At 70.7% G+C, this 24,691-nt stretch carries 16 protein-coding genes; 6 read left to right on the top strand and 10 right to left on the bottom strand.

Going from position 1 to position 24,691, the window contains the following annotated elements:
- Positions 1-5 precede the first annotated feature (5 nt).
- A complete protein-coding gene (locus ACQPWU_RS13155) occupies positions 6-1,445 on the top strand; it encodes a glycoside hydrolase family 3 protein (RefSeq protein ID WP_433439653.1) in 1,440 nt (479 codons plus the stop codon).
- Between the two features lie 150 nt (positions 1,446-1,595).
- Here ACQPWU_RS13155 and ACQPWU_RS13150 read toward each other — a convergent pair whose 3' ends face one another.
- Positions 1,596-2,777 carry an ROK family transcriptional regulator gene (locus ACQPWU_RS13150; RefSeq protein ID WP_433439651.1) on the bottom strand — a complete coding sequence of 394 codons (1,182 nt, stop codon included), beginning with the start codon at positions 2,775-2,777 and terminating at the stop codon, positions 1,596-1,598.
- A 133-nt stretch (positions 2,778-2,910) separates the two neighbouring features.
- Between ACQPWU_RS13150 and ACQPWU_RS13145 the strand changes: the two genes are divergently transcribed.
- Positions 2,911-3,360 (top strand): RrF2 family transcriptional regulator, encoded by a 450-nt coding sequence (locus tag ACQPWU_RS13145; protein ID WP_127930774.1) that lies wholly within the window; start codon positions 2,911-2,913, stop codon positions 3,358-3,360.
- Between the two features lie 43 nt (positions 3,361-3,403).
- The gene (locus ACQPWU_RS13140) at positions 3,404-4,183 is read left to right on the top strand and encodes a DNA-formamidopyrimidine glycosylase family protein (protein ID WP_433439648.1); all 780 of its coding nucleotides are present in this window, start codon (positions 3,404-3,406) and stop codon (positions 4,181-4,183) included.
- On the opposite strand, the gene ACQPWU_RS13135 is transcribed toward ACQPWU_RS13140, so the two are convergent.
- The 6 genes from ACQPWU_RS13135 to ACQPWU_RS13110 form a co-directional block, all read right to left on the bottom strand.
- The gene (locus tag ACQPWU_RS13135) at positions 4,180-4,536 is read right to left on the bottom strand and encodes a helix-turn-helix domain-containing protein (RefSeq protein WP_360704348.1); all 357 of its coding nucleotides are present in this window, start codon (positions 4,534-4,536) and stop codon (positions 4,180-4,182) included. The two genes, ACQPWU_RS13140 and ACQPWU_RS13135, sit on opposite strands and share 4 nt — an antisense overlap.
- Positions 4,537-4,807: 271 nt before the next feature.
- Complete coding sequence (locus ACQPWU_RS13130) at positions 4,808-5,299, bottom strand: CinA family protein (protein WP_433439646.1); 492 nt, start codon at positions 5,297-5,299, stop codon at positions 4,808-4,810.
- A gap of 3 nt (positions 5,300-5,302) precedes the next feature.
- Positions 5,303-5,875, bottom strand: coding sequence for a CDP-diacylglycerol--glycerol-3-phosphate 3-phosphatidyltransferase (pgsA, locus tag ACQPWU_RS13125; RefSeq protein WP_360704353.1), 573 nt, complete (start codon positions 5,873-5,875; stop codon positions 5,303-5,305).
- The gene (gene rimO, locus ACQPWU_RS13120; RefSeq protein WP_433439643.1) at positions 5,872-7,281 is read right to left on the bottom strand and encodes a 30S ribosomal protein S12 methylthiotransferase RimO; all 1,410 of its coding nucleotides are present in this window, start codon (positions 7,279-7,281) and stop codon (positions 5,872-5,874) included. Before rimO ends, pgsA begins: the two co-directional genes overlap by 4 nt.
- A 60-nt stretch (positions 7,282-7,341) precedes the next feature.
- On the bottom strand, positions 7,342-8,118 hold the full coding sequence (locus tag ACQPWU_RS13115; protein ID WP_433439641.1) for a helix-turn-helix domain-containing protein: 777 nt from the start codon (positions 8,116-8,118) through the stop codon (positions 7,342-7,344).
- A gap of 66 nt (positions 8,119-8,184) precedes the next feature.
- Positions 8,185-10,686 carry a DNA translocase FtsK gene (locus tag ACQPWU_RS13110; protein WP_433439639.1) on the bottom strand — a complete coding sequence of 834 codons (2,502 nt, stop codon included), beginning with the start codon at positions 10,684-10,686 and terminating at the stop codon, positions 8,185-8,187.
- A gap of 135 nt (positions 10,687-10,821) precedes the next feature.
- Between ACQPWU_RS13110 and ACQPWU_RS13105 the strand changes: the two genes are divergently transcribed.
- Entirely contained in the window at positions 10,822-11,490 is a 669-nt protein-coding gene (locus tag ACQPWU_RS13105) for a tyrosine-protein phosphatase (RefSeq protein ID WP_433439637.1), read from the top strand.
- A gap of 105 nt (positions 11,491-11,595) precedes the next feature.
- On the top strand, positions 11,596-14,031 hold the full coding sequence (locus ACQPWU_RS13100; RefSeq protein ID WP_433439634.1) for a SpoIIE family protein phosphatase: 2,436 nt from the start codon (positions 11,596-11,598) through the stop codon (positions 14,029-14,031).
- On the opposite strand, the gene ACQPWU_RS13095 is transcribed toward ACQPWU_RS13100, so the two are convergent.
- Complete coding sequence (locus tag ACQPWU_RS13095) at positions 14,021-14,965, bottom strand: aldose epimerase family protein (RefSeq protein WP_433439632.1); 945 nt, start codon at positions 14,963-14,965, stop codon at positions 14,021-14,023. The two genes, ACQPWU_RS13100 and ACQPWU_RS13095, sit on opposite strands and share 11 nt — an antisense overlap.
- Positions 14,962-15,924 carry a LacI family DNA-binding transcriptional regulator gene (locus tag ACQPWU_RS13090; protein WP_433439630.1) on the bottom strand — a complete coding sequence of 321 codons (963 nt, stop codon included), beginning with the start codon at positions 15,922-15,924 and terminating at the stop codon, positions 14,962-14,964. The genes ACQPWU_RS13095 and ACQPWU_RS13090 overlap by 4 nt, the downstream gene beginning before the upstream one ends.
- Before the next feature lie 257 nt (positions 15,925-16,181).
- On the opposite strand from ACQPWU_RS13090, the gene ACQPWU_RS13085 reads away from it, so the two are divergent.
- Entirely contained in the window at positions 16,182-18,956 is a 2,775-nt protein-coding gene (locus tag ACQPWU_RS13085; protein ID WP_433439628.1) for a BTAD domain-containing putative transcriptional regulator, read from the top strand.
- A 27-nt stretch (positions 18,957-18,983) separates the two neighbouring features.
- On the opposite strand, the gene ACQPWU_RS13080 is transcribed toward ACQPWU_RS13085, so the two are convergent.
- Positions 18,984-24,674 (bottom strand): RHS repeat-associated core domain-containing protein, encoded by a 5,691-nt coding sequence (locus ACQPWU_RS13080; protein ID WP_433439626.1) that lies wholly within the window; start codon positions 24,672-24,674, stop codon positions 18,984-18,986.
- Positions 24,675-24,691 lie beyond the last annotated feature (17 nt).

Genomic DNA, 24,691 nt, shown 5'->3' with positions numbered 1-24,691 from the left:
GAGCCATGAGTCAGAGTGATCGGGGGCTGCGCCGTCTCGCGGCCGGCACACTGCTCGTCGCCTTCCAGGGCACGACCGCACCCGAATGGGTGCTGCGCGAGCTGGAGCACGGCCTGGGCGGCGTCACGCTCTTCGGCTTCAACGTGGCCGATCCCGGCCAGGTACGCGAGCTGACCACCGCGCTGCGGGGAGCCGGTGACCCCGTCATCTCGCTGGACGAGGAGGGCGGCGACGTGACGCGGCTGGCGTACCACGTCGGCAGCCCGTACCCGGGGAACGCGGCGCTCGGCGCGGTGGACGACGTCGAGCTGACCCGCCGCGTCTACCGCGCGATCGGCGCCGAGGTGGCCGCCTGCGGCATCAACCTCGACATGGCACCCAGCGCCGACGTCAACACCGAGGCGGACAACCCGGTGATCGGCACCCGCTCGTTCGGCGCCGACCCGGAGCTGGTCGCCAGGCACACGGTGGCGGCCGTTCAGGGCCTGCAGTCGGTGAACGTGGCCGCCTGCGTCAAGCACTTCCCCGGCCACGGCGCGACCCGGGTGGACTCGCATCTGGCGATCCCGGTCGTGGACGTGAGCATCGACGTGCTGCGGGAGCGGGAGCTGGCCCCGTTCCGCGCGGCGGTCGGCGCGGGGGCCAGGTCGGTGATGACCGCGCACGTCGCGGTGCCCGCGGTGACGGGCGAGACGCCCGCCACGCTGTCCAGCGCCGCGCTGACCGGGCTCCTCAGGGGCGAGCTCGGCTACGACGGCGTGGTCGTCACCGACGCGCTTGACATGCACGCCATCACCAGGAGCGTGGGGCTGGCCGGCGGCGCCGTGCTGACGCTCGCGGCCGGGGCCGACCTGCTGTGCCTGGGGCCGGTGCCCACGTACGACGACGTCCAGGCCATCATCGCGGAGATCGTCGCATCGGTCCGCGAGGGCCGCCTGTCGCCGGACCGGCTGGAGGAGGCGGCGGCGCGGGTGGCGGCGCTGCGGGCCTGGTTCGGGACGCCCGCGCCCGCCACCGCCGAGCTGAACGGGGTCGGCCTGCACGCCGCGCGCCGCGCCGTACGGCTGACCGGAGAGACGGAGCCCCTGGTCGAGCCCCTGGTGATCGAGGTGGACACCCCGCCGACGATCGCCGTGGGCGACGTGCCGTGGGGCGTGGGCCCGTGGCTGCCGGACGCCGAGATCGTCCGGGTCAAGCCCGCGGCCGCCGACGTCCCTGCCCTGCTGGCCAAGGCCGCGAACCGGTCGCTGGTCGTCGTGGTCAAGGACGCGCACCGCCACCAGGCGAGCCAGGAACTGGTCTCCGCGCTGGTGGCGGCCCGCCCCGACGCTACGGTGATCGAGATGGGGCTGCCGGTGTGGCGGCCCGGCAGCGCCGCCTACATCGCGACGTACGGGGCGGCAAGGGCCAACGCCCAGGCCGCCGTCGAGCTCCTCACGGCTTAGGGCACCCTTCCCATACCGGGACTACTCGCGCTCCGGACGCCGCCGCCTTGCGCCTGAGGATCGCAGCTCCGTCACTCGGGGCGCCACGTCAGCGAGGTGGTGGGCCGGAGGAGCCCATGGGCCCGCCGTGGTGACGTGCCGGGAGCGAGCCTAGGAGACGAGCAGTTCCTCGCGGGCCTCGTCGAGTGCGGCCAGTACGGCGCCGCGCAGCACCGGATTCCTCTCGGTCACCTTCGTGGTGACGACCTGGGGACGCACCGGGCAGATCCGGGCCACGGCCTCCTCCACCCGGGACGTGAGCGCGGGGCCGCCCGCGTGGCCCACCTCACCGGCCAGCACCACCAGCCCGGGGTCGAGGACCACGCACACCGCGGCCACGCCCAGGGCGAGCCGGTTGGCGATCTCGTCGAGCAGCGGCTCGCCCTCGGCGCCCGCGGCCATCGCGACCTTGACGCACTCACCCGCGCTGCCGGCCGCGAAGCCGTACGTCTGGGCCAGCTCGGCCACCGCCTCGGCGCTGACCAGCGACTGCAGGCCGCCCGCCAGCGACGGCAGCCGTCCGGGCGACGTGCGGATGTCCTCGGGCAGCGGCACGCCGGGCACCGGCAGGTAGCCGATCTCCCCCGCGCTGCCGGACCGCCCCCGGTGCAGCTTGCCGCCGAGCATGATCGCCAGGCCCAGACCGCGGCTCGACCACAACAGCACGAAGTCGTCGAGCCCCTTGGCCGCCCCATCGGCGCGCTCGGCGATGGCGGCGAGGTTGACGTCGTTCTCGATGGTCACCTCGCGCCGCAGGTCGCCCGCCAGGGCCTCGTGGATGCCCTCGTGCCAGCCGGGCAGGTCGAACGAGAAGCGCACGTCGCCGCTGCGCGGATCGACCACGCCCGGCGTGCCGATCACGACGCCGCGCAGCTTGGACAGGCTGACCTTGGCGCTGCGGCAGGCCTTGACGATCGCGCCGTGGACCACGGAGACCGGGTCGTCGTGGCCGCCGGGGTCGACCGTGACCTCGGCGATCGTGTGGCCGTGGATGTCGGCGACCGCGGTGGAGATCAGCTCGGGCCCGACCTCCAGGCCGGCCACGTACGCGCTGGAGGGGATCACCGAATAGAGGGCCGCGTTGGGCCCGCGGCCGCCCGCCTGGGCGCCGACCACCTCGACCAGGCCGCGCTCCTCCAGCCTGGCCAGCGTCTGCGAGGCCGTGACCTTGGACAGGCCGGTCAGATCGCCGATCTGACCGCGCGTCATGGGGCCGGTGGCCAGCAGCAGCTCCAGCGCGGCCCGGTCATTGATCTCCCTGAGCAATCTGGGCACACCAGGGCGTCGCTCCACGCTGAATCCCACCGTCTAATCAGAAAAGGTTGTTGGAAGTTTAGCGCTCCCACCATCGGGTGGATTCGGATCCCGTGCCCGTTCTGACGAACTTGCGCCTAACCAGTGTTGACCAGGGGGGATAATCGAGAACATGCGCCTCTCCGCTCGTGTCGACTACGCCCTCCGTGCCGCCGCCGAACTCGCCGCAGCCGGTGCAGGCCCGACTACCGTGGGCGAGCTCGCCAAAGAACAGGACATGCCGCCCAAATATCTGGAAAACATTCTGCTGCAGATGCGCCGGGCCGGGCTCGTGCGCGGACAGCGGGGGCCAGAGGGCGGTTACGTGCTGGCCAGGCCCGCTGCCGACATCTCGCTGGCCGATGTGATCAGGGCCGTGGACGGCCCGCTGGCCAACGTGCGCGGCGAGCGCCCCGAGCACGTCGGCTACCGGGGGCCCGCCGAGTCGTTGCAGCAGGTGTGGATCGCGCTGCGCGCCACCGAGCGCTCCATCCTGGAGGAGGTCACGCTCGAGCAGGTCGCCTCGGGGGCGCTGCCTGAGCGCGTCCGCCAGCTCGCCGCCGACCCCGCCGCCTGGGACTGAGAGCCGCCGGACGGCTCCTGGACGGCGTTCCTAAACTGGAGAGGTGCCCGAAGGAGACGCCGTCTACCGCACGGCCACCCGCCTGCGAGGCGCGCTGGACGGGCGCGTGCTCACCAGATCGGACTTCCGCGTGCCCAGGCACGCCACCGCCGACCTCGCGGGCCGTACGGTCATCACCACGGTATCCAGGGGCAAGCACCTGCTCACCCGCGTCGAAGGCGACCTGACCGTCCACACCCACCTGCGCATGGACGGGAGCTGGCAGATCATGCCGGTGGGACGCCGGACCGCACCGGGCGACCAGGTCAGGCTGGTCCTGGCCAACCAGCAGTGGCAGGCGGTGGGGGGCAGGCTGGGAATGGTGGATCTCGTCAGGACAGGCGACGAGGGGCGTCTGGTCGGCCATCTGGGGCCGGATCTGCTCGGCCCGGACTGGGACCCGGATGAGGCCGTGCGAAGGCTGCGAGGGGCGCCCGACAGGACCGTCGGGGAGGCGCTGCTCGATCAGCGCAACCTGGCGGGGATCGGCACGATTTATCGCGCCGAGACCCTGTTCCTGCGCGGGATCTGGCCGTGGAAGAAGGTCGGGGAGATCGAGGATCTCAACGGGCTCGTGTCACTGGCCCAGCGACTGCTGGACGCGAACAAGGGTCATGCGGGCACGGTGACCACAGGTGATCGCCGCCCGGCGAACCAGACGTGGGTCTACGGCAGGGCGGGGAAGCCCTGTCGCCGATGCGGCACCCGCATCAGCCGCGGGGAGATGGGAGCGCAGCCACAGGAGCGGCTGATCCTGTGGTGTGCCGGCTGCCAGCCGAGCTAGGCAGCCACCATGTCCTTGACTTCGGGGAACACAGAGTCGGAAATCGACCCGGAAACCGTCTCCGTAAGAGGCAGCCGCTCGTGGTCGGGCACGTCGGCCAGCACAGGGGCAGCCTGGAGCTCCGCCAGCGCGAACTGATCGGAAACCTCACGCAACACCTGCGAAAGGGGCACTTCGAGTGCGCCGCAAATCGACGCCAGCAACTCGGACGAGGCCTCCTTCTGGCCGCGCTCGACCTCGGACAAGTAGCCGAGCGAGACACGCGCCTGCGTGGACACCTCGCGTAGCGTGCGTCCCTGCCGCACCCTCAACCGCCTCAGCACGTCGCCGAGCAGCTGACGCAGCAGAATCATCTGTCGCTCCCTCCCCGGCGCGGACTTCACCACGCCCCGCGCGATCGGTTCGTGCCGCACATTGGTCTTCTTAGGTTCGTACATACTCCTCGCCGTCATCATCGGGCGTCGCCGGCCCTGGACCGCCAGTCGCGACTCATCAGGCCCGCCTGCCGGGCGCTCGGTGCTTGCAGTTGGCTCACGGACCTCACTCACAGCTCCACCGTACCCGTATCCACCGACACCGCGTCAGACCGCGCATCGCATGTTCGCTCGGGACGTAACACGGTAATCACCCGGAATGTTCCCCTATGTTCGCCTTAAGCACACCTGACAGTAGATCTACTGCCTCGTCCACCGTCCTTACCCTGATACGTTCACGCGATCCCGTCAGTCTCAATTCGCGGCCCCACATTGTCTCGCCAGGCCCGCAGACGGCCGCGTACACGGTGCCGACCGGCTTGCCGTCCTGCGACTCCGGCCCGGCCACGCCCGTCACGGCCAGCCCGTACGTGGCCCCGCACAGCCGCGCCACCCCGGCCGCCATGGCCGCGGCCACGTCGGGGTGTACGGCCCCCTCACGCCGCAGCAGCTCGCCCGGCACCCCCAGCAGCTCGTGCTTGAGATCGGTGGCGTACGAGATCACTCCGCCCCTGAATGCCTTGGACGACCCCGAGACCGACGTGATCGCGGCCCCGATGAGCCCTCCGGTCAGCGACTCGGCCACGGCCACCGTGGCGGACCGGCTCACCAGCATGCTCAGTACCTCGGCCACATCCGCCATCGATCACTCCCCGCGCGCCTGCTTTGCGACCTTGCGTAGCCTGAAGGCCCTGACGAAGTAGTCGACGCCCGTGGCCACGGTGACGACCAGCGCCGCCCCCATCACCACCCAGCGGACCGGCCCCGGCACCCACGGCAGGAGGTAGAGCACGATCGCGGCGATCAGCAGCACGGTCTTGATCTTGCCGCCGTAGCTGGCCGGGATGACCGCGTGCCGAAGCAGCACGAGCCTGAGGACGGTGATGGCGATCTCCCTGCCGAGTATCGAGATCGTGACCCACCAGGGCAGCTCGTTGAGTATCGACAGGCAGACCAGGGCCGCACCGGTGAGCGCCTTGTCGGCGATCGGGTCGGCGATCTTGCCGAAGTCGGTGATGAGGCCGTAACGCCTGGCCAGCTCTCCGTCGAGGTGGTCGGTGATCGAGGCCACCGCGAAGACCCCGAGCGCGGTCACCCGCCAGCCCGTGCCCGGCAGGAACAGACAGACAACGAAGAAGGGGACGAGCGCCAACCGGAGGACCGTGAGGACGTTGGCGATGTTCCACGGGCTCACCACCCGGCGCTCGTCCCTCTTCATGGACTGGCCTTGATGCGCGCGATCAGATCGACGCCCTCGGCGTCGACCACGACCGCACGCACGATCTGCCCCTTGACCAGGCCGATGCCCTGCACCGTGACAGAGCCGTCGACCTCGGGGCCCTGGTGCGCGGCCCTGCCTTCGTAGCCGCCGTCGCCCAGGTCGTCGTCGATCAGCACGTCGACCTCGGTGCCTATGCGCTCCTCCGCGCGCTGGGCGGTCAGCTCCTCGGCCAGCTCGGTGAGCACGCGCACGCGCTCGTCGACGGCCTCCTGCTCGAGCTTGCCCGGCAGCCCGGCAGCCTCCGTGCCGTCCTCGTCGGAATAGCCGAACACGCCGATCACATCGAGCCTGGCCGCCTCCAGGAAGCCGACCAGCTCGCCGAACTCCTCCTCGGTCTCTCCGGGGAAGCCCACGATGAAGTTGGAGCGCACGCCGGCCTCTGGAGCGCGCTCACGGATGGTCTCGAGCAGCCCCAGGAAGCGCTCCGGGTCGCCGAAGCGGCGCATCCTGCGCAGGACGCTGCCGCTGGCGTGCTGGAAGGACAGGTCGAAGTAAGGAGCGACGCCGTCGGTGCCGGTGAGCACGTCGATCAGCCCGGGGCGCAGCTCGGCGGGCTGCAGATAGCTGACCCGCACCCTGTCGATGCCCTCGATGGCGGCGAGCTCGGGCAGCAGCTTCTCCAGCGCCCGCAGGTCGCCCAGGTCCTTGCCGTAGGAGGTGGAGTTCTCGCTGACCAGGACGAGCTCGCGCACGCCCCTGTGGGCCAGCCAGTCGGCCTCCGCCAGCAGCTCGTCGGGCTTGCGCGAGACGTATGAGCCGCGGAAGGCCGGGATGGCGCAGAACGTGCAGCGCCTGTCGCAGCCGGAGGCCAGCTTGAGGGAGGCCACGGGGCTCTCGTCGAGCCGCTTGCGCAGCACGCGCGGGCCGCTCGCGGGCGCCAGGCCCTCGGGCAGGTCGCCGTGGCCCGGGATGTTGGTCTTGGGCGCGCTGGCACGGTCCACCGGCGAGATGGGCAGCAAGGTGCGGCGGTCGCGTGGCGTGTGGGGCTTCAGCGGCCGCCCGGCGAGCACGTCGTCGAGGCGGTCGCCGATCTCGGTGTAGTCGTCGAACGAGATGACCGCGCTGGCCTCCGGCAGCGCGTCGGCCAGCTCGTTGCCGTAGCGCTCGGCCATGCAGCCCGCGGCCACGACCTTCACACCGGAGTCGGCGGCTGCCAGCAGCGTGTCGATGGAATCTTTCTTGGCTGAGTCGATGAAGCCACACGTGTTGACGACGACGACATCGGGGTCGTCGTCGCCCAGCTGCCAGCCGGCAGCCTCGAGTCGCGCGGCCAGCTCCTCGGAGTCGACCTCGTTACGCGCGCAGCCTAGGGTGATCAGCGATGCGGTTCGGCGGGATGACATGGTGAACACTACGGTATCGGGAGTTGGCCACCACCTGATGCATGGGCTCCCGCCAGGTGCCTACCGCGCTGGTGGCTTGGCGGGCCCGAACGACCGCCGCACGATCTCTCCCTTGCCGCCGAGTCGTCCCACCTTCTTGCCGTTGACCTGCAGGGAGACGGCTGAGGCGTCGGCCAGGAGCAGGTTCACCCTGTCTTCTGCCTGCCACGTGGAGGTGTCTCCCGCCTTCATCGTCCCCGCGAACAGCTTGCGTCCCTTGGCGTCATGAGCCTGGACGTACGACGTCCGCTTCGCCTTGATCGTGATCGTCACTATGCCCTTACCCGCCTTGCCCGCCGCGGGCTTGGGCCTCTCGACGACCGGCATGTTCGGCGGGACGCTGGGCCGGGCCGAGGCCGCCTGCACGTCGGCCGTCCGCACCTGGTCGCTCGCGCCGCCCAGCACCCGCATCAAACCGAATACCACCACGATCGCCAGCGCCACCCCGAGGGCCATCGACCAGTTGGGCCCCCGCCGCTCCTTCAGGTTGATCCTGCGGTCGGCCTGGAACACGGCCGAGGCCGCCACCGGTGCGGGCGCCCCGCCGTGCTGCTGGTCGTAAAGATGGACGGTGGCCTCAGGATCGAGCCCCACGGCCTTGGCCACGGCCTTGACGTGCCCCCTGGTATAGAAGTCGCCGCCGCACTGGCTGTCGTCATCCTGTTCCAGGCCATGGATGATCGCCTCACGAATCTTGGTGGCCGCGCTGACCTGTTCTACCGTCAGCCCCACCGACCTCCTGGCCGCCGCCAGTATGGCCCCGATGCTCTGCTCCTGCACAGCGAACGCCTCCCCCACGGCACCCACCACATTTCGTAGTGGTTTACATTCAACCAGTTACTACCCCGCAGGGATGCATTGGGGTCATTCGCCACGCAGATCGGCCAGCAAACCAGGCAGATCGTCCGGTTTGACCATCACCTCTCGCGCCTTCGAACCCTCGCTCGGGCCGACCACGTTCCGGCTCTCCAGCAGGTCCATCAGCCGCCCCGCCTTGGCGAACCCGACCCGCAGCTTGCGCTGCAGCATCGAGGTGGAGCCGAACTGGGTGGTCACGATCAGCTCGGCGGCCTGGATCAGCAGGTCGAGGTCGTCGCCGATGTCCTCGTCGATCTCCCGCTTGACCGGCGCGGCGGCGACGTCATCGCGGTATTCGACCTGCATCTGCGCCTTGCAGTGCCCGACGATCTCGGCGATCTCCTTCTCGGAGACGAACGCGTTCTGGATGCGGATGGGTTTGCTCGCGCCCATCGGCAGGAACAGCGCGTCGCCCTGGCCGACCAGCTTGTCGGCGCCCGGCTGGTCGAGGATGACCCGCGAGTCGGTGAGGCTCGACACGGCGAACGCGAGCCTGGACGGCACGTTCGCCTTGATCAGGCCGGTGACCACGTCGACCGACGGCCGCTGGGTGGCGATCACGAGGTGGATGCCCGCGGCGCGGGCGAGCTGCGTGATGCGCACGATCGAGTCCTCGACGTCGCGCGGGGCCACCATCATCAGGTCGGCCAGCTCGTCCACGATCACCAGCAGGTACGGGTACGGCTGGTAGACCCGCTCGCTGCCGGGCGGCGGCTGCAGCTTGCCCGCCCGCACGGCCTTGTTGAACTCGTCGACGTGCCTGAACCCCGACGCGGCCAGGTCGTCGTAGCGCCGGTCCATCTCGCCCACGACCCATTCGAGGGCCTCGGCGGCCTTCTTCGGGTTGGTGATGATGGGCGTGATCAGGTGGGGAATGCCCTCGTACACGCTGAGCTCGACCCGCTTGGGGTCCACCAGCACCATCCGGACCTCGTCGGGCGTGGCCCGCATCAGGATGCTGGTGATCAGCCCGTTCACGCAGACCGACTTACCGGCGCCGGTGGCGCCCGCGATGAGCAGGTGGGGCATCTTGGCGAGGTTCGCGACGATGGTGCGGCCCTCGACGTCTTTGCCCAGGCCGACGATCATGGGGTGGTGGTCGGCCTGCGCCACCTGGGCACGCAGCACGTCACCCAGGGCCACCAGGTCCTTGTCGGCGTTCGGGATCTCGACCCCGATCGCCGACTTGCCGGGGATGGGCGACAAAATCCGGACATCGGCGGACTTGACGGCGTACGCGATGTTCTTGGTGAGCGCCGTGACCTTCTCCACCTTGACCGCGGGCCCCAGCTCGATCTCGTACCGGGTCACGGTCGGCCCCCGGGTGAACCCGATCACCTGCGCGTCGATGGTGAACTGCTCCAGCACGCTGGTCAGCGCGTTGACCACGGTCGTGTTGGCCTTGGTCTGCGGCTTGGGCAGCGTGCCCGGCTTGAGGAACTGCAGGTCGGGCAGGCTGTACGGCCCCGCCTGCGGCGACAGCACGAGCTGCTCCACCTTGCGCGGCGCGGGGGTCGGCTGCGGCGGCTCCGGCCTCCTGTCGGCCTCGGGGGCGGGTGTCTCCTCCTCGTCCGTCAGCCCCGGCACGATCTCCGGCGAGTGGTCGTTCCTCTTGTCGGTCTTGTCCGACAGAACCGGCGTGTCGTACGGCTTGACCGTGTCGCCTCCCCCCTCGGGAGGCTTCTTGGCGGTCCTGACCCGCTTCTTGCCCGGCTCCCGCGGCCCGGACTCGGCCTGCCGCTCGAACAGCATGTGCCTGAGCTCGGCGAGCCGCTCCGGGATCCGGTGCACGGGGGTGGCGGTGATCACCAGCACGCCGAACCCGGACAGGAGCAGCAGCAGCGGGATCGTGATCCACGGCGGCAGGATGCTCATCGGCGGCGCCGACACGATGAACCCGATCATGCCTCCGGCCGCCGACACCTTGTCCATGCCCTGGCCCTCGCCGGCCGGATAGGGGGTGCCGTTGGCCACGTGGATGACGCCCAGCACGCCGACCAGCAGCGCGGCCCACCCGATCACCATGCGCCCGGTGTCGGCGTTCTGGTCGGGGTGGCGCAGGTAGCGCCAGGCAAGCAGGCCGAGCAGCAGCGGCAGCGCCCACGCCAGCGAGCCGAACACGCCGTGCACGGTCGCGTTCACCACGCTGGAGACCGCCCCGTCTGCGTTGCGCCACGTCATGGCCGCCAGCACGATCGCGCCCGCGAGCACCGTCAGGCCCACCCCGTCGCGCCGGTGCACGGGATCCAGCTCGCGGGCGTTCTTGCCCAGCGCGCGAGCCGTGCTGCCGATGCCGTTGGCGAGCAGCATCCACAGTCCGACGATCAGCTTGCCGATCATCGTGAAGACCCAGCTGATCGGGTCCTGGTGGGTCATCGAAGGCTTGCGGCCGGAGGCCGCCCTGGGACGCCCCGCCGACGAGGCCCCGCGCTTGGCGGGGGTCGAGCGAGACGAGGTCGACCGCTTCGCCGGCCCCTTCGATGCGCTTTTCGGCGTACGGGTGGCCATGATGCCAAAGGTACGTCGGAGACACCGCGGAACGCGCGTAGGCTCGCCGATGATCCCGCCAGGCAAGGCCGAAGATGTCACAAGATTCACCTGACGTCCACATGCAAGCCGCGAAGCCGGAGGCATCTTTCTTCTATGCCTCTGCTGAACCTCCGGGACGTCGCGGCGGAGACCGCTCTGCGCCCCGGCGTGCTCTACCGCTCCGCGCAGCCGCACACGCTCACCTTTGAGGACGCGAAGCTGGTGGCGGGGCTGCGGCTGATCGCCGACCTGCGCGGCGACGACGAGCGCACCACCGCCGACTGGGCGCCCGTCCTGGGCGGCGCCGTCAGGCACGCGCCACTCGGCGCCGGCTACTCCGGCGGCTCCCCCGCCTTGCTCGCGGCGCTGCCGCCCGACCTGGACCTGGGCGACCTGTACGTGGGACTGCTCCAGCACAGGACCGCCTGGTTCGCCGGGGTCATCGCGGAAATCGCCGACGGCCTGCCGGCACTCGTGCACTGCGCCGCCGGGAAGGACCGCACCGGCATCGTCGTGGCGCTGATCCTCGACCTGCTCGGCGTGGACCACGAGGCCATCGTCCGCGACTACGCGCTCACCGCCAAGGCGCTGCCCGACGTCATGCTCATGCTCGGCACGACGCTGCCGCCCGGCGTGCCCTCCGCGCTGCTGGAGGCGCCGGAGAGCGCGATGCGGACGTTCCTGGCCGCGCTGGGCGAGCGCGGCGGCGCGGAGCGACTCCTACTGGCCAACGGCCTCACCAAGGCCCACACCGGCCTTCTCAGGGCCGCGCTCCTGCCTTGACCTGCCCGAGCACGGGCTTCTTCACAACCGGGGGTATGGACGGCACCGGTCTGCCACTCTGAGAGTGACCGAACAGCCACTTCGAGTGATGTTCTAGGACGCAGAGTGGACACGACCAGGGTGTCGAGCACCGCCTTCGACGGGACCCCCCATGCCCCGGCACACGCGCGCAGGTTCGTCCGTCAAGTGCTCGGCGAATGGCGCCTGAGCCATCTGGCTGAGGACGCCGTGCTGCTGACCAGCGAGCTCGTCACCAACGCCGTCGTACACGCGGGCACCGGCATCGAGCTGACCTGCCGCCTGGACGCGGACGCCGATCCCGCGAAACTGGAGATCGAGGTCGACGACCACCACCCGGCGCGGACGATCCTGGCGGCCGAGCCCGCTCCCGAGTCGACGCGCACCTCGGGGCGCGGCCTCGCGCTCGCCGGCATGCTGGCCGACGCCTGGGGCGTCACCTACACCAGGACCGCCAAGCGCGTCTGGGTGCGCATGGAGCTCGCCGACGGCTACGACGCGCAGGAGGCCGCGCCGGCGCCGCCCTCCCCCGCTCCCGTCGAGACGCTGCACGTCGGCGTCATCGTCGCCGACCGCGACGGGCTGGTGCAGTCGTGGAACCCGGAGGCGGAGCAGCTGCTCGGCTGGCGGGCCGACCAGGCGATCGGCCGCCCGCTGGAGAAGCTGGTGGCCTGGCAGGGCCACGGGCCGTACACGCTGTCGCTGGCCGACACGCTCAATCTGGGCCGCTGGCGGGGCGAGGCCCGCATGCGGCACAGGGACGGCGGCCTGGTCCCCGTCTACGTCTCCCACCTGCGCACCAGGGGGCAGCGATGCCTGATCTGGATGGTGGTGGGGCGCGACCACGGTTACGTGCTGACGCCGCCGCCCGCTCCGCCGCTGCGCAGGGAGGCCGGCCGGCGCATCCTGGACCTGCTCGACCAGGACATGCCGTTCGCGGAGCTGCTCGACACGATCGCCCAGATCGTGCAGATGTCCAGCGGCGGCGACGCCGCCTACGTGCTGCTGTCCGCGGACGGCGGCAACAGGTTCGGCGTGGCGGCGGGCGCCGGCGCGACGGCGGGCCTCGTGGGGGTGCTGGCCCCCGGCGTCTTCGGCGCGGAGCGCAGAACGCCCACCTTGATCGAGGACCTGCTCGCCGTGGACGTCGAGCTGGCCCAGCGGCTGCGCGCAAGGTCGCTGGCGTGCGCGCCGCTGCTCGTGAACGGCGAACTGGGGGGCTACCTCGTGGTGACGGCCGCGCAGCCGGACCGCTTCGACGGGGAGCTCACGGTCAGCCTCCAGCACATCGCCGGCCAGGTGGCCGTCCCGGTGCAGCGCGAGCGGCTGGCCGAGCAGGACCGCGCGCACCGGGGACGGCTGTCGTTCCTGGCCGAGGCGGGCGAGCTGCTGGCGGGCGTGCACGACGAGGAGCTGATCGCGGCGCTGACCGCGCAGCTCGTCGTGCCCAAGGTCGCCACCTGGGCGGCCGTCTACCTGACCGACCTGGCGGGCATGACCCGGCTCGCGCACGTCTGGCACAGCGAGGAGCGCCACAATTCCGACCTGCGCAAGTCGCTGCCCGCCATCCCGCGCACCGCGCTCGACGAGGTGACCTGGCCGGTGGGGCCGGAGACCGTGCTGTCGTTCCCGCTGCTCACCCAGGGCAGGTCGTACGGCGCGCTGGTGATCGGCCGCGCCGAGCCGACGTTGCCGCTGGAGGTGGCGGACCTGCTGGCGGATCTGTGCCGCCTGGTCGCCCTCAACCTGCACACCGCCATGCTGTACGCCAGGCAGGCCACCACCTCGCGCGTGCTGCAGCGCAGCCTGCTGCCCATGCGCGTGGCGCCCATGCCGGGCCTGGAGTCGGCGGTCGTCTACGAGCCCGCCGGAGAGGGCACGGACGTCGGGGGCGACTTCTACGACCTGTTCACGGTGGCCGACCACTGGTGCTTCGCGCTGGGCGACGTGTGCGGCTGCGGCCCGGAGGCGGCCGCCGTCACCGGGCTGGCCCGCCACGCCGTACGCCTGCTGGCCAAGGAGCACTACACGGTGGCCGACATCTTCGACCGGCTCAACCACGCGCTGCTGGAGGAGGGCGAGGAGGGCAGGTTCCTCAGCCTGCTGTGCGGCGAGCTGACCCCGCTCCCGCAGGGCGGCGCGCTGTGCACGATCGCCTCGGCCGGCCATCCCCCTCCACTCCTGCTGCGGACGGACGGGAGGGTCGAGGCGATGGCGGCCCCACAGCTGCTGCTGGGCATCGAGGCCGGCGCCAGGTTCTACGTAGAGACGTTCGAGCTGGCGCCGGAGGAGTTACTGCTGTGCGTCACCGACGGGGTGACCGAGCGGCGCGACGGCGACCGGCTGCTCGACGACGGCGACGGGCTGGCCGCGCTGCTGTCCGGCTGCACGGGGCTGAGCGCCCACGCGGTGGCCGAACGCGTGCGGAACGCGGTCGAGACGTTCGCCGAGCAGCCGTCGCAGGACGACGTCGCCCTGCTGGTGATCAAGGCCTCCGCCGCCCTGCGCCCGATCAGGACGTGAAGCGGTAGGTCGTCGTCGAGGTGCGGCGCTCGCCCGGCCTCAGCACGGTGGAGGGGAACTGCGGCTGGTTGGGCGAGTCGGGGAAGTGCTGCGTCTCCAGGCACAGCCCGGCGAAGGGCCCGTACGGCGTCGCCGCCCCGTCCAGCATGTGCCCCGTGTAGAACTGCACGCCCGGCTCGGTCGTCGTGACCTCCATGGTCAGCCCGCCGCCCGTCACCTTGCCGCCTCCGCCGTTCAGCACGAAGCAGTGGTCGTATTCGCCGTCGTTCCGCTCTGCCACGGCGTGCGGCTCGGTGAAGTCGAACGGCGTGCCCTTGACCGGCGCGAGCTCCCCCGTGGGGATCTTGTGCTCGTCCACCGGCAGGTAGTGCTCGGCGTCCAGCCGCACGACGTGGTCCCGTACGTCGCCCTCGCTCTCGCCCTTGAGGTTGAAGTAGGAGTGGTTGGTCAGGTTGACCACGGTCGGCGCGTCGGTCTCCATCGCGTAGTCGATGCGGAGCGCGTCGTCCTCGAGCGTGTACGTCACCCAGGCCGTCAGAGTGCCCGGGTAGCCCTGGTCGCCGTCGGGGCTGACCAGCTTCAGCGTCACCGACCCGTCGGTGCGTTCCTCGATGGTCCACACCTCCTTGTCGAAGCCCTCGATGCCGCCGTGCAGGCTGGCGGCGCCGTTGTTGAGGGGAAGCCGGTACTCGACGCCGTCCAGGGTGAAGCGGCCGTTCGCGATGCGGTTGCCGTACCGGCCGACGACCGCGCCGAAGTAGCGGCTGCGGGTCTGGTAGTCCTCCAGCGTGTCCAGCCCGAGCACGACGTTGCGGCCCGACACCTCCAGTGCGCGCACGATGGCGCCGTACGTGAGCACCTCGGCGCGCAGCCGTCCCGACGACAGCTCCACCTGCTCGACGCTCTCACCCGACGGCAGCGTTCCGAAGATCATTTTTGGGCCCTTCCCGTGGACTCGCGGACTATGAGGGCGGTGTCGAGGGTCACTGTCGCGCCCTCACCCCCCGACTGGAGCAGCAGGTCGACGGCCATCCTCCCGGCGGCCACGGCCGGCATGGCCACAGTGGTCAGCTTGGGCCGGTTGAGCCGTCCCGGAAGAATGTCGTCGAACCCGACGACACTTATCTTGTCTGGTACCCCGATCTCCATCGCCGCCAGCCCCTCGATGAGGCCGAGGGCCACGAGGTCGTTGTACGCGAGCACCGCGGTCGCCCCGCAGGCCGCCACGTCCGCGGCCACCGCCAGGCCGCCCGGCTCCGTGGGCTGGTTGGGTCCGAAGAAGACGAGGTCGAGCCCGGCGGTCTCGGCGGCGGCGCCCTGCATCTCGTTGCTGGTCCACGAGCCGAGGGGGCCCGACACGAGCGCGATCCTGCGGTGGCCGAGCCCGGCCAGGTGCTCCAGCGCGAGCTTGGCGCCCTGGGCGACGTTCATCAGCACGGCGGGCATGCCCTTGATCCGCCGGTTGATCACCACGAAGGGCACGTCCTCCGCCAGGCGCTCGATCATCTTGTTCGACAGGCGGGGGCTGCACAGCAGGACGCCGTCCACCTGCTTGGTGAACGTCCTGATCAGCTCCTCCTCGACCCGCGGGTCCTCGTCGGTGTCGGCCACGAAGACGTGGTAGTCGCGGCCTCTGGCCTGCGCCTGGGCCGCCTTGATGAGCGGTGGGAAGAACGGGTTGGAGATGTCCGCCACGATCAGGCCCATGTTGAACGTGCGCCCGGTGGTGAGAGCCCTGGCCGCGCGGTTGGGGCGGTAACCGAGGTCGTCGGCGGCGGCCAGCACGCGGCTCCTGGTGGCAGGATTGACCAGGTGCGGCGCGGAGAAGGTACGGGACACGGTGGACACGTGCACGCCGCAGGCGCGCGCCACGTCCTTGATCGTCGCCGCCATCGCCGTCCTCCCTTGCAAACGGTTGCCAGAACAAGCCTTGACCTTTACCCCTGACGCCGTCAAGGTTCTTGCAACCGGTTGCCAGGGCTCCCCGTAGTCCACGCCGGCTTCCGGCAGGCTTCTGCCACCCTTCGAAAATCCCCGAAATGCGCGCTGTGACCCCGGGAGCATGGAAGCGTTGCCGTGCCGGCAAGGCGGCGACTTCTCCTGAAACACGGCGCGGCCCCGGAGCCGTCCTGGACAGGTAGGTGGGCAGCGTGGTCAGGGTGGAGTTCGGGGTGCTGGGCGAGGTCTGCGCCTGGGCCGACGGTCAGGCGATCGAGCTGGGCCCGGCGCGGCAGCGGCACGTTCTCGCGGCCCTGCTGGTGAAGGTCAACCAGCCCATATCCCTGGACCAGCTCGCCGACTGCGTGTGGGGTGAAGCTCCCCCGCAACGAGCCTCGGGCACCCTGCACAGCTACCTGTCCAGGCTGCGTACGTCCCTGCCCGCCGCCTGGGACGGCGGGATCCGGCGCGGCGCCCGCGGCTACGTCCTACGGGCCGAGGACAGCGCGGTGGACCTGCACCGCTTCCGCGCCCTGCTGGCCCAGGCGCGCGCGAGCGACGACACCGAAGCCGCACACCTCTACGAGCGGGCGCTGGGCCTGTGGCGGGGCGAGCCCCTCGACGGGCTGCACACCCCATGGGCGGTCGCCCTGCGGCACACGCTCCAGGCGGAGCAGTTCGCCGCGCGGCTGGACCACCACGACGTCCGGCTGCGCCGGGGCGAGCACGCCGCGCTCCTCGGCACCCTGGACGCGCTGGCGACCGAACACCCGCTGGACGAACGGCTGACCGCCCAGCTGATCCTCGCCCTGTACCGCAGCGGCCGCCAGACAGACGCCTTCGACCGGTACGAGTGGATGCGCAGGCGCCTGGCCGAGGAGCTGGGCGTCGACCCCGGCCCCGAGCTCCAGCTCCTGCACCGGCAGATCCTCACCGCCAGCCCCGCCCTCGCACCCGCCCCGCCCGTGGCGGTGCCGCGCCAGCTTCCCTCTCCGCCACCGGTGTTCATCGGGCGCCAGAAGGACCTGGCCTTGCTCGACGGGGCGCTGACCGGTGACGGCCCCCGGCGGCCGGTGATGATCTCCGCGGTCGGCGGCGCCGGCGGCATAGGCAAGACCTGGCTGGTCCTCCACTGGGCATACCGCGACCTGGGCCGCTTCCCGGACGGGCAGATCTACCTGGACCTGCGTGGATTCGACGCGACGAACGCCCCCATGCCTGTGGAGACGGCCCTGCGCATCCTGCTGGGAGCGCTCGCCGTGGACCCGTCCGCCATCCCCCAGGAACCGCAGGAGCAAGCGGCGCTGTATCGCGGCCTGACGGCCGGCAAGCGGATGCTGATCGTGCTGGACAATGTCCGCGACAGCGCCCAGGTCGTTCCCCTGTTGCCGGGCGGGTCCTCCTGCACCGTGCTGGTCACCAGCCGGCACCAGCTCGCCGGACTGCTCAGCGGCCACGGCGCCCGTCACGTCCCGCTGGACGTCCTCGACGCGGCGGAATCCCGCCTCCTGCTGCGTCGCCTCCTGGGGTCCGCTCGGGTCGACCGCGAGCCGGAGGCGGTGGCCGCCCTGGTCGAACGCTGCGCCGGGCTGCCCCTGGCGCTGAGCATCATCGCGGCCCGCGCCATGACGAGCGCCGGGCTTCCGCTCACGGAGCTGGCTGCGGAGCTGCTCGCGGACGCGACCCGGCTCGACGCTCTGGACGCCGGGGAGCTGCCCGCCGACCTCAGGGCCGTGTTCGCCGCCTCGTACCGGGCTCTGAGCCCGGCGGCGGCCCTGATGTTCCGGCTGATGGGCCTGCACGCGGGACCGGACATCTCGCTGCCCGCGGTGGCCAGCCTCACCGGCACGCACCTCGCCGCGGCCCGGCGGACCCTGGCCGAGCTGGCCCGCGCCCACGTGGTCACCGAGCACACCCCGGGCCGTTTCGCCCTGCACGACCTGCTGCGCGTGTACGCCGCCGAGCAGGCACACGCGGAGGACGGCGAGGCGGAGCGCCGTGCGGCGTTACGCCGGCTGCTCGACCACTACCTGCACACCGCGTACAACGCGGCCCTGCTGTTCTACCCGAACCGTCGCGCGATCACGCTCGCCGTTCCGCTGTCCCCGGGGGCGGCCCCCGCCGAGCTGAGCGACGCCCGGCAGGCGGCCGGCTGGCTCGCCGCCGAGCACCGGGGGCTGCTGCCCGTGATCGAACAGGCCGTCGGCGCCGGGTTCACCACGCACGCCTGGCAACTCGCCTGGTCGCTGGCCGACTTCCTCGACCGCCAGGCTCACTGGCACGACCTGCTCGCCATGCAGCGTGTGGCGCTGAACGCGGCCGTCGCCGAGGCGGACCTCCTGGGTCAGCACCACGCCCATCAGGCGATCGGCCGTGCCAGCATGCGCCTGGACCTCTACGACGACGCCCGCACTCACCTCGACCTCGCGCTCGGCCTGTCGGTCCGCCTGGGCGACCAGGTGGCCCAGGCGGAGGCGAACCATGGGCTGAGCGTGATGTACGGCCACCGCGGGCGCCACGAGGAGGCGTTGTACCACGCCGAGCAAGCCCTGGAACTGCACCAGGCCATGGGCAACCGAATCGGCGTCGCGCTCGCGCTCAACGGCGTCGGCTGGCACCAGGCCAACCTCGGCCGCCACCGCGAGGCCATCGGCACCTGTGACCAGGCCCTCTCCCTGTTCCAGGAGCTCGACGACCGCTACGGGCAGGCGGCCACCCTGGACAGCCTCGGCTACGCCCACCACCACCTCGGCGACCACGACCTGGCCGTCGAGCGCTACCGGCAGGCGCTCGAGCTGTTCCGCGAGGTGGGCGACCGCGTGGAGGAGGGTCAGTGCCTCGAGCGCATCGGGGACGCCCACCAGGACGCGGGCGACGGCCCGCAAGCCCGCCAGGCGTGGCAGGCCGCCCTGAACGTCATCGACGAGCTCGGCCGGCCCGGCGACGACCCGCTCCGGACCAAACTCCAGGCCAAGCTCCAGACCTAGCCCCCCGGCCGGGGGGCTAGGTCTGCCTCAGACGCATCTGGGCACGGTGCGGGTGCAGTCACGCATCGGCTGCTGCGGCGCGGGAGCGGGCGCCGGCGCCGGGCCGGGGTTCCCTCCCGCCATCTGGTATCCGGTGTTTCCTTCCACGTAGCCGTAGGGGGTGTTGTAGTACTTCTTCCCGTTGCTGGGAAGGATGTAGGGACGTGGCCCGATGACCGGGCCGACCATCGGTTTGAGGTTGACCACGTCCTGCTGCGGCAGCGCTTCGAAGCTCGGCGCCGCCGGTCCGTTGAGTCCGGGGCAGGGGCCGGCGATGTCGCAGTTGACGTAGTACATGTCGCCCGCCGTCGCCAGCCCGGCCTCGGTGACGTTGGCCACCTTGCCCATCTCGGTGTTGATCAGCGGCCAGGGGTTGCCGTTGCCGCCCGCCGCCTTCATGTCGTTCAGCGCCGCGAAAGCGCCCCCGTACCTGCCCTGTTGGGCGAGCGCCGTGGCCTCCACGCCGTACCGAAATCCCCTGGCCACGCCGACGGCGACCTTGCCGGCCACCGGGATCATGCCGACCAGGTCCATCGCGCAGTCCATCTTCTTGCCCTGACCGCAGTTGTTGTAGGCGTTGATGGCACCGAGCCCGATGGCGACGGCACCGAGCACGAGACCCACCGGGCTCGCCGCGCCGAGTATCAGCGCCGCCGTCCCGAGTATGGGCGCACCGTGCCTGGCGACCCACGACAGCGCCTCGCCCGGATGCTGGACTCCGTAGACGATCCCGTGCCCTATGGTGGCGGCCGCGTGGCCTACGGCCGTCGCGGCCTGGCTGGCTCGTGACGTGACGTAGTTGCTCACCTTGTTCCAGGCGTCCCCGAGCTTCTCCAGCCCCAGGAACTCTCCCGTCGGGTCGGCGTAGGTGACCGGGTTGTTGTTGCTGTAGCCGTAGGCGTTCATCTGCTGCGGATCGGTCAGGTCCATGACCGGGTCGGCCGAGACGAACCGGCCCGTCGACGGGTCATACTCGCGCGCCCCCAGATGGGTGAGGCCGGTGGAGGCGTCGACGGTGCCGCCGACGAAGCCCTTCTCGCCGGGAAAGGCCACCGCGGCGCCACGCGATCCGCCGAACGGAGTCTGACGACGCTGGGTCACCTTCTGGCTGACGTTGTCGATGGCGAACTGGGACGTGCCCTGGTGGTCACCCGCGAGCCAGGTCACCCCGGCCGTGGTGCGCATGGCCACCGTCCGGGCACCGAGCTGGTAGTAGCGGGTGGGGACGAGCTTGTTCGTGGCCTTGTCCAGCCGCAGCTCCTGATCGTCCAGATACAGGGTGGTGCCGGTGGAGTCGCGGCGGATCAGCCGCTCGCCGTCGGCGTCGTAGACGAACGTGCTCTCCTTGCCGCCCTCGGTGACCTTGGCAAGGTGTCCCTCGACGTCCCAGTCCAGTCGCTGGCCGGGCTTGGTGACCATGTCGCCGGCGGTGTTGTACTGGTAGACGGCGGTGGTGGCGCCGGTGGTGATCGAGTCCAGGCGGTGGGCGGTGGAGGTGTAGTCGCGCACGGTGTTCCCGGTCGCGGTGTGCTGGGTCTCGGTGTCGCGGTTGCCGGCCTTGTCGTAGGTGAACGACTGCCAGTACGGTGCCGGCCCGGCCAAGGCGCTCACCGCCGGGGCCGTGGAGCAGCCGGTGCCCGGCGTCCACGCCTCGGCCAGCCTTTGCAGGTAGTCGTAGCGGAAGCACTGCGTGTCGGCGGGCAGATCCCGCGGGGTGTCGGCGATGGAGGTGATGTTGCCGGCGTCGTCGTAGGTGTAGTTGACATCCGCCTGCATCGGCCGGGCCACCTCGGCGTCCACGATCGTGCGGTTCAGCCGGCGGGTGCCGTCCTCGTAGTAGTACGACTGCCACACCCGCTTGCCGGTCACGCCGAGCTCCAGCCGCTCCAGCTCGCCGTACTTGCTGTACTGCGAGGTGGCGGCGTAGACGACCGTGCTGTTGTCCAGCGAGCCCTTCAGCTCCAGCGGGTGCGCCAGGTCGTCGTACGTCCAGGTGACGTCCTCCCGGTTCAGGCCGCCGACGGGAGGCAGCGAGACGCTCTGGGGAGTGCCGTCCCAGTTGTACTTGTACTCGGTGATGTACGTCCCGGCCAGCGTCTGCTCGGCCTCCGGGATCACGAGCGTGCTGCGCAGCTCGTCGTAGAGCGCCGAATAGCCCCTTACGGTCCGCTTGTAGGCGGCGCCGCCGACGTACCGGGTGGACGAGGCGATCTTGCCCTTGCCCGCGTCGGCCGTGTCGTAGGTCCAGGACGCCAGCACGGTGGCGCCCTGCTTCTCCTCGGTCTTGCGGCCCAGGTCGTCGTAGGCGTAGGTCAGCGTGCCACGTCCGGTGGTGGTCGTGGTCAGCTGCCCGGCGTCGTCGTAGCCCATCGTGGTGGTGCCGGTGTCGGGGTCCTCCACCTTGGTCTGCCGGCCGCGCAGGTCGTACGTGTAACGCCAGACGTTGCCCGCCGGGTCGGTGACCGAGGCCAGCCGGCCGGCGTCGGTGTGGGTGTAGACGGTCCGGTCGTAGTCGCCGTCCGGCGTGCCGCCGTGGTATTGCCGCAGCTCGGTGGTCCGGCCGCGGGCGTCGTTGACGACGGTGGTGGCGGTGCCCCCGGAGGGCGGCGTCACGCTGATCCGGTCACCGCCGTACGCGGTGGTCGTCTTCCAGGTCCTGTTGCCGGCGTGGACGGTTTCCACGCTCTTGCGGCCCGCGCCGTCGTAGGTGGTGACGGTGTAGCCGGGGATGGCGGTCCGGCTGGCCACCCACAGGTTGTCGTCCACGTCCGCGTCCTGGAAGTACGGCTGCGTGGTCAGGTAGGCGCGGCCCTGGGAGTCGTAGCGGGTGTCGGTCAGCAGCCGCCCCCCGCCGGTCGCGGGCACCTGCTTCTGCCGCGGCCGCAGCAGCCCGTCGTAGATCTCCTTGCTGGTGGTGTAGTTGCCCTTCGGACCGACCGAGGTGGTGGTGACGACGTTGATGCCACTCTTGTCGATCTTGTACGCGAACTTGTTGCTGGGATCGTTCGGATAGTCGCTCCTGGGCCGGTTGGCCAGCCAGACCGCCACGGTACGGCCGAGCGCGTCGTACTTGGTCTCCGTCTTGCGGTCGTTGGCGTCCTTGACGAGCGTCTCCTGGCCCCAGGCCGGGTCCAGGGTCGTGGTGATCATGTGACCCAGCGGATTGGTGACGGCCGTCTGCGTGACCGGCCCGCCGGTTCCCGGGGTGTAGGTGGTCGTGGTGGTACGCCCCAGTGTGTCTGCCGACTTCGTGACCCGGCCGTGGACGTCGTACTCCCTGGTGGAGGTGGTGACGTAGACGGGGTCGCCGTCGGCCGGATGGTCCTTGGCCTCCTGCGCCTTGGTGGCGTTACCCGTGGTCGGCGGCGTGTCGAAGCCCTGGCCGTCGTAGGCGGTGCGCACGTCGCTGATCACGTCCTGGGGGTATGCGGGCGTGGCAGCGCAGGCCACGCCGACCGTCTCCACCCGGGCGGGGAAGCTCAGCAGCCAGGCCCCGGTGTTGCGGTGGTAGGTCGTGCGGGTGCACCGGTCGTCCTCGGCGGTCGTGGTGTCCCCTTGGTCGTCGACCTCTATGGGCTGGCCGCGGTCGTCGTACTTGTACGCGACCCGGGTGGTGCGCCAGGCGCCCCCGGACAGTGCCGTCATGGACCGCGTGGCCCCTTGGCTCACGATGTAGGCCTTGTACGCCCCGCGGGTCGCGGTCGGCCCCTGCCAGATCGGGTCGGTGATGGTCTTGCCCAGGACCGTATCGGTGTCGCCGTCGTAGACGATGCTCTCCAGCGGCTGGCCCCGCAGCCAGTCCTCATCGGCTCGCGGATCTCCCACGGTGGCCTGCACGGTGACCGGAGCGCGGTCCTTGTCGCCGTTCATGCCCCGGTAGAAGCGCAGCTCCTTCTTGGTGATCGGGCCACTCTCGCTGGGCAGCTGCCCGGAGCGGACGACCACGCGCCGGAAGCCGCGGAAGTCGTTCCAGGTCTTCTTGCTGTCCTTGACGAACTCCGAGGTGTCGTAGTGCCAGCCCGCGCCGTCCAAGTACTCGTAGCTGGTGACCTGCTCGCCGAAGGTCCCCATCCGGTCGGACTGGGTGACCTGCTTGACCACGTACTTCTGGAAGTAGTCGAGGCGTTCGACGTAGTCCTTCTTGTTCCACCAGGCGGGGAAGCAGCGCATGGTGTTGGTTTTCGCCTCCGCCGGCACCGACGTGCCGCCGACGCAGTCCGGCTGCTCGTAGACCACCGACAGCACGCCGCCGCTCTCGGAGACCACCCCCGTGACGCGGTAGCGGTTCAGCGGCGCGTAGCCGTCGCCGGCCGTGTACACCCGGTTGGGCATCTTCGTGCCCTCGAACGTGACCTCCGGCAGGTCGAGCGAGCCGCCGGCCAGGCCGGTGTGCTTGATGCCCTTCAGCCAGAGCGTGGCCTTCTCCCCGTCGCCCGGGTTCGGGAACTCCTGGTTCAGCTCCCAGGAGTCCACGTCGGCGAAGCCGCCGTCCCGCCGGACCCGGGTGGTGATCTTCGCCAGCCGCTTGGTCGACCAGAAGGTGGGTGCGTAGTACTCGTGGCACGTCGCCGCGGCGCAGTTCTGCTCCCACGGCACGTCCGGCCAGTTCTCCTTGCGGTCGGGGGTGCAGGTGCTGCCGGGCACGCACCGGTCGGCGGTGTCGAACCACACCTCGCCGCTCGGCTGCTGGCCGTCGCGGAAGCCGTACTGGATGTTCTGCAGGGTGCCGCCGCGGATGTAGGAGACGGCGGTGTCCTTCTTGTTCATCCCGTACGAGTTGGTCTCGGGGACGTAGTTGTAGACGATCTGGTTGCCGTTGCGGTCCACGACCTTGTCCAGGTTCCACCGCCATCCCTGCACGCAGTGGGACGCCGCGAAGGTGTCCTGGTGGCACGGCTCCTTGTCGTCGTCGCCGAACACCGGCACCGTCCAGGTGGACTTGCCCTCGGGGCGGGAGCCGAAGAAGTACTGGGTGCCGTCGACCGTGGTGATCTTCCAGTACTCGCCGTTGTCGTCGCCGTTGCCCGCACCGAACAGGTGCTCGACACGCGAGCCGTCGTCGTCCTTGACCCGCCAGTTGGCGTCGTCGCCGTCGTCGCGGATCAGCATGCCCCCGGAGCCGTTGTAGACCGCGGTGGCGTTCTCGCTGCGCCAGCACAGGTCGCCGGTATCGGGCTTGGCGTCGCCCATGTCGTCCTCGACGCAGGGCAGGTAGACGCGCTCGACGAAGCCGGGCGACATGTCCCAGCCGTCACCGACCCAGGACGCCTGGTTGTTGGTGGCGCTGGTACGACCGTCCACCGCCGACGACAGGTACGACAGCGACAGCTCCGGCTCCAGCCCGCCCGGCGCGGGCGGCACCCGCAACGGATAGGACCAGGAGAAGTCCCCGGTCTGCTCCGAGACCTTCCACGTGGCCGACGGCGACAGCGGGGTCGCCCGCGTGTTCCCTCCGCCGTCATCCGTCCTCCCGCCTGCCGGCTGGTCGCCGTGCAGGGCGTTCCTGGTGGCGTCGTCCTCCTTCCTGGCGTCTGTGGTCTGCTTCTCCACCGGGGTCGTCTTGGCGTCTGGCAGCGGCACCGACGGCCCGATCTCGGCCGTCGCCGGCTGCGGCCAGAGCAGTGTGGCGGCCAGCACGGCCGGCAACGCCATCGCCACGCCGCGGCGTAATAGTCGCACGATCTTTCTCCCTACAG

This window comes from Nonomuraea sp. CA-141351 (assembly GCF_050944675.1).
Classification (GTDB): domain Bacteria; phylum Actinomycetota; class Actinomycetes; order Streptosporangiales; family Streptosporangiaceae; genus Nonomuraea.
This window is presented reverse-complemented; position numbering and strand designations above follow the sequence as displayed.

What these genes read in the sequence shown, in the direction of transcription:
- ACQPWU_RS13110 (WP_433439639.1), bottom strand. Translation starts at nt 10,686, where the DNA reads ATGGCCACCCGTACGCCGAAAAGCGCATCGAAGGGGCCGGCGAAGCGG.
- ACQPWU_RS13090 (WP_433439630.1), bottom strand. Translation starts at nt 15,924, where the DNA reads ATGGCGGCGACGATCAAGGACGTGGCGCGCGCCTGCGGCGTGCACGTG.
- ACQPWU_RS13145 (WP_127930774.1), top strand. Translation starts at nt 2,911, where the DNA reads ATGCGCCTCTCCGCTCGTGTCGACTACGCCCTCCGTGCCGCCGCCGAA.
- ACQPWU_RS13105 (WP_433439637.1), top strand. Translation starts at nt 10,822, where the DNA reads ATGCCTCTGCTGAACCTCCGGGACGTCGCGGCGGAGACCGCTCTGCGC.
- rimO (WP_433439643.1), bottom strand. Translation starts at nt 7,281, where the DNA reads ATGTCATCCCGCCGAACCGCATCGCTGATCACCCTAGGCTGCGCGCGT.
- ACQPWU_RS13130 (WP_433439646.1), bottom strand. Translation starts at nt 5,299, where the DNA reads ATGGCGGATGTGGCCGAGGTACTGAGCATGCTGGTGAGCCGGTCCGCC.
- ACQPWU_RS13135 (WP_360704348.1), bottom strand. Translation starts at nt 4,536, where the DNA reads ATGATTCTGCTGCGTCAGCTGCTCGGCGACGTGCTGAGGCGGTTGAGG.
- pgsA (WP_360704353.1), bottom strand. Translation starts at nt 5,875, where the DNA reads ATGAAGAGGGACGAGCGCCGGGTGGTGAGCCCGTGGAACATCGCCAAC.
- ACQPWU_RS13155 (WP_433439653.1), top strand. Translation starts at nt 6, where the DNA reads ATGAGTCAGAGTGATCGGGGGCTGCGCCGTCTCGCGGCCGGCACACTG.
- ACQPWU_RS13095 (WP_433439632.1), bottom strand. Translation starts at nt 14,965, where the DNA reads ATGATCTTCGGAACGCTGCCGTCGGGTGAGAGCGTCGAGCAGGTGGAG.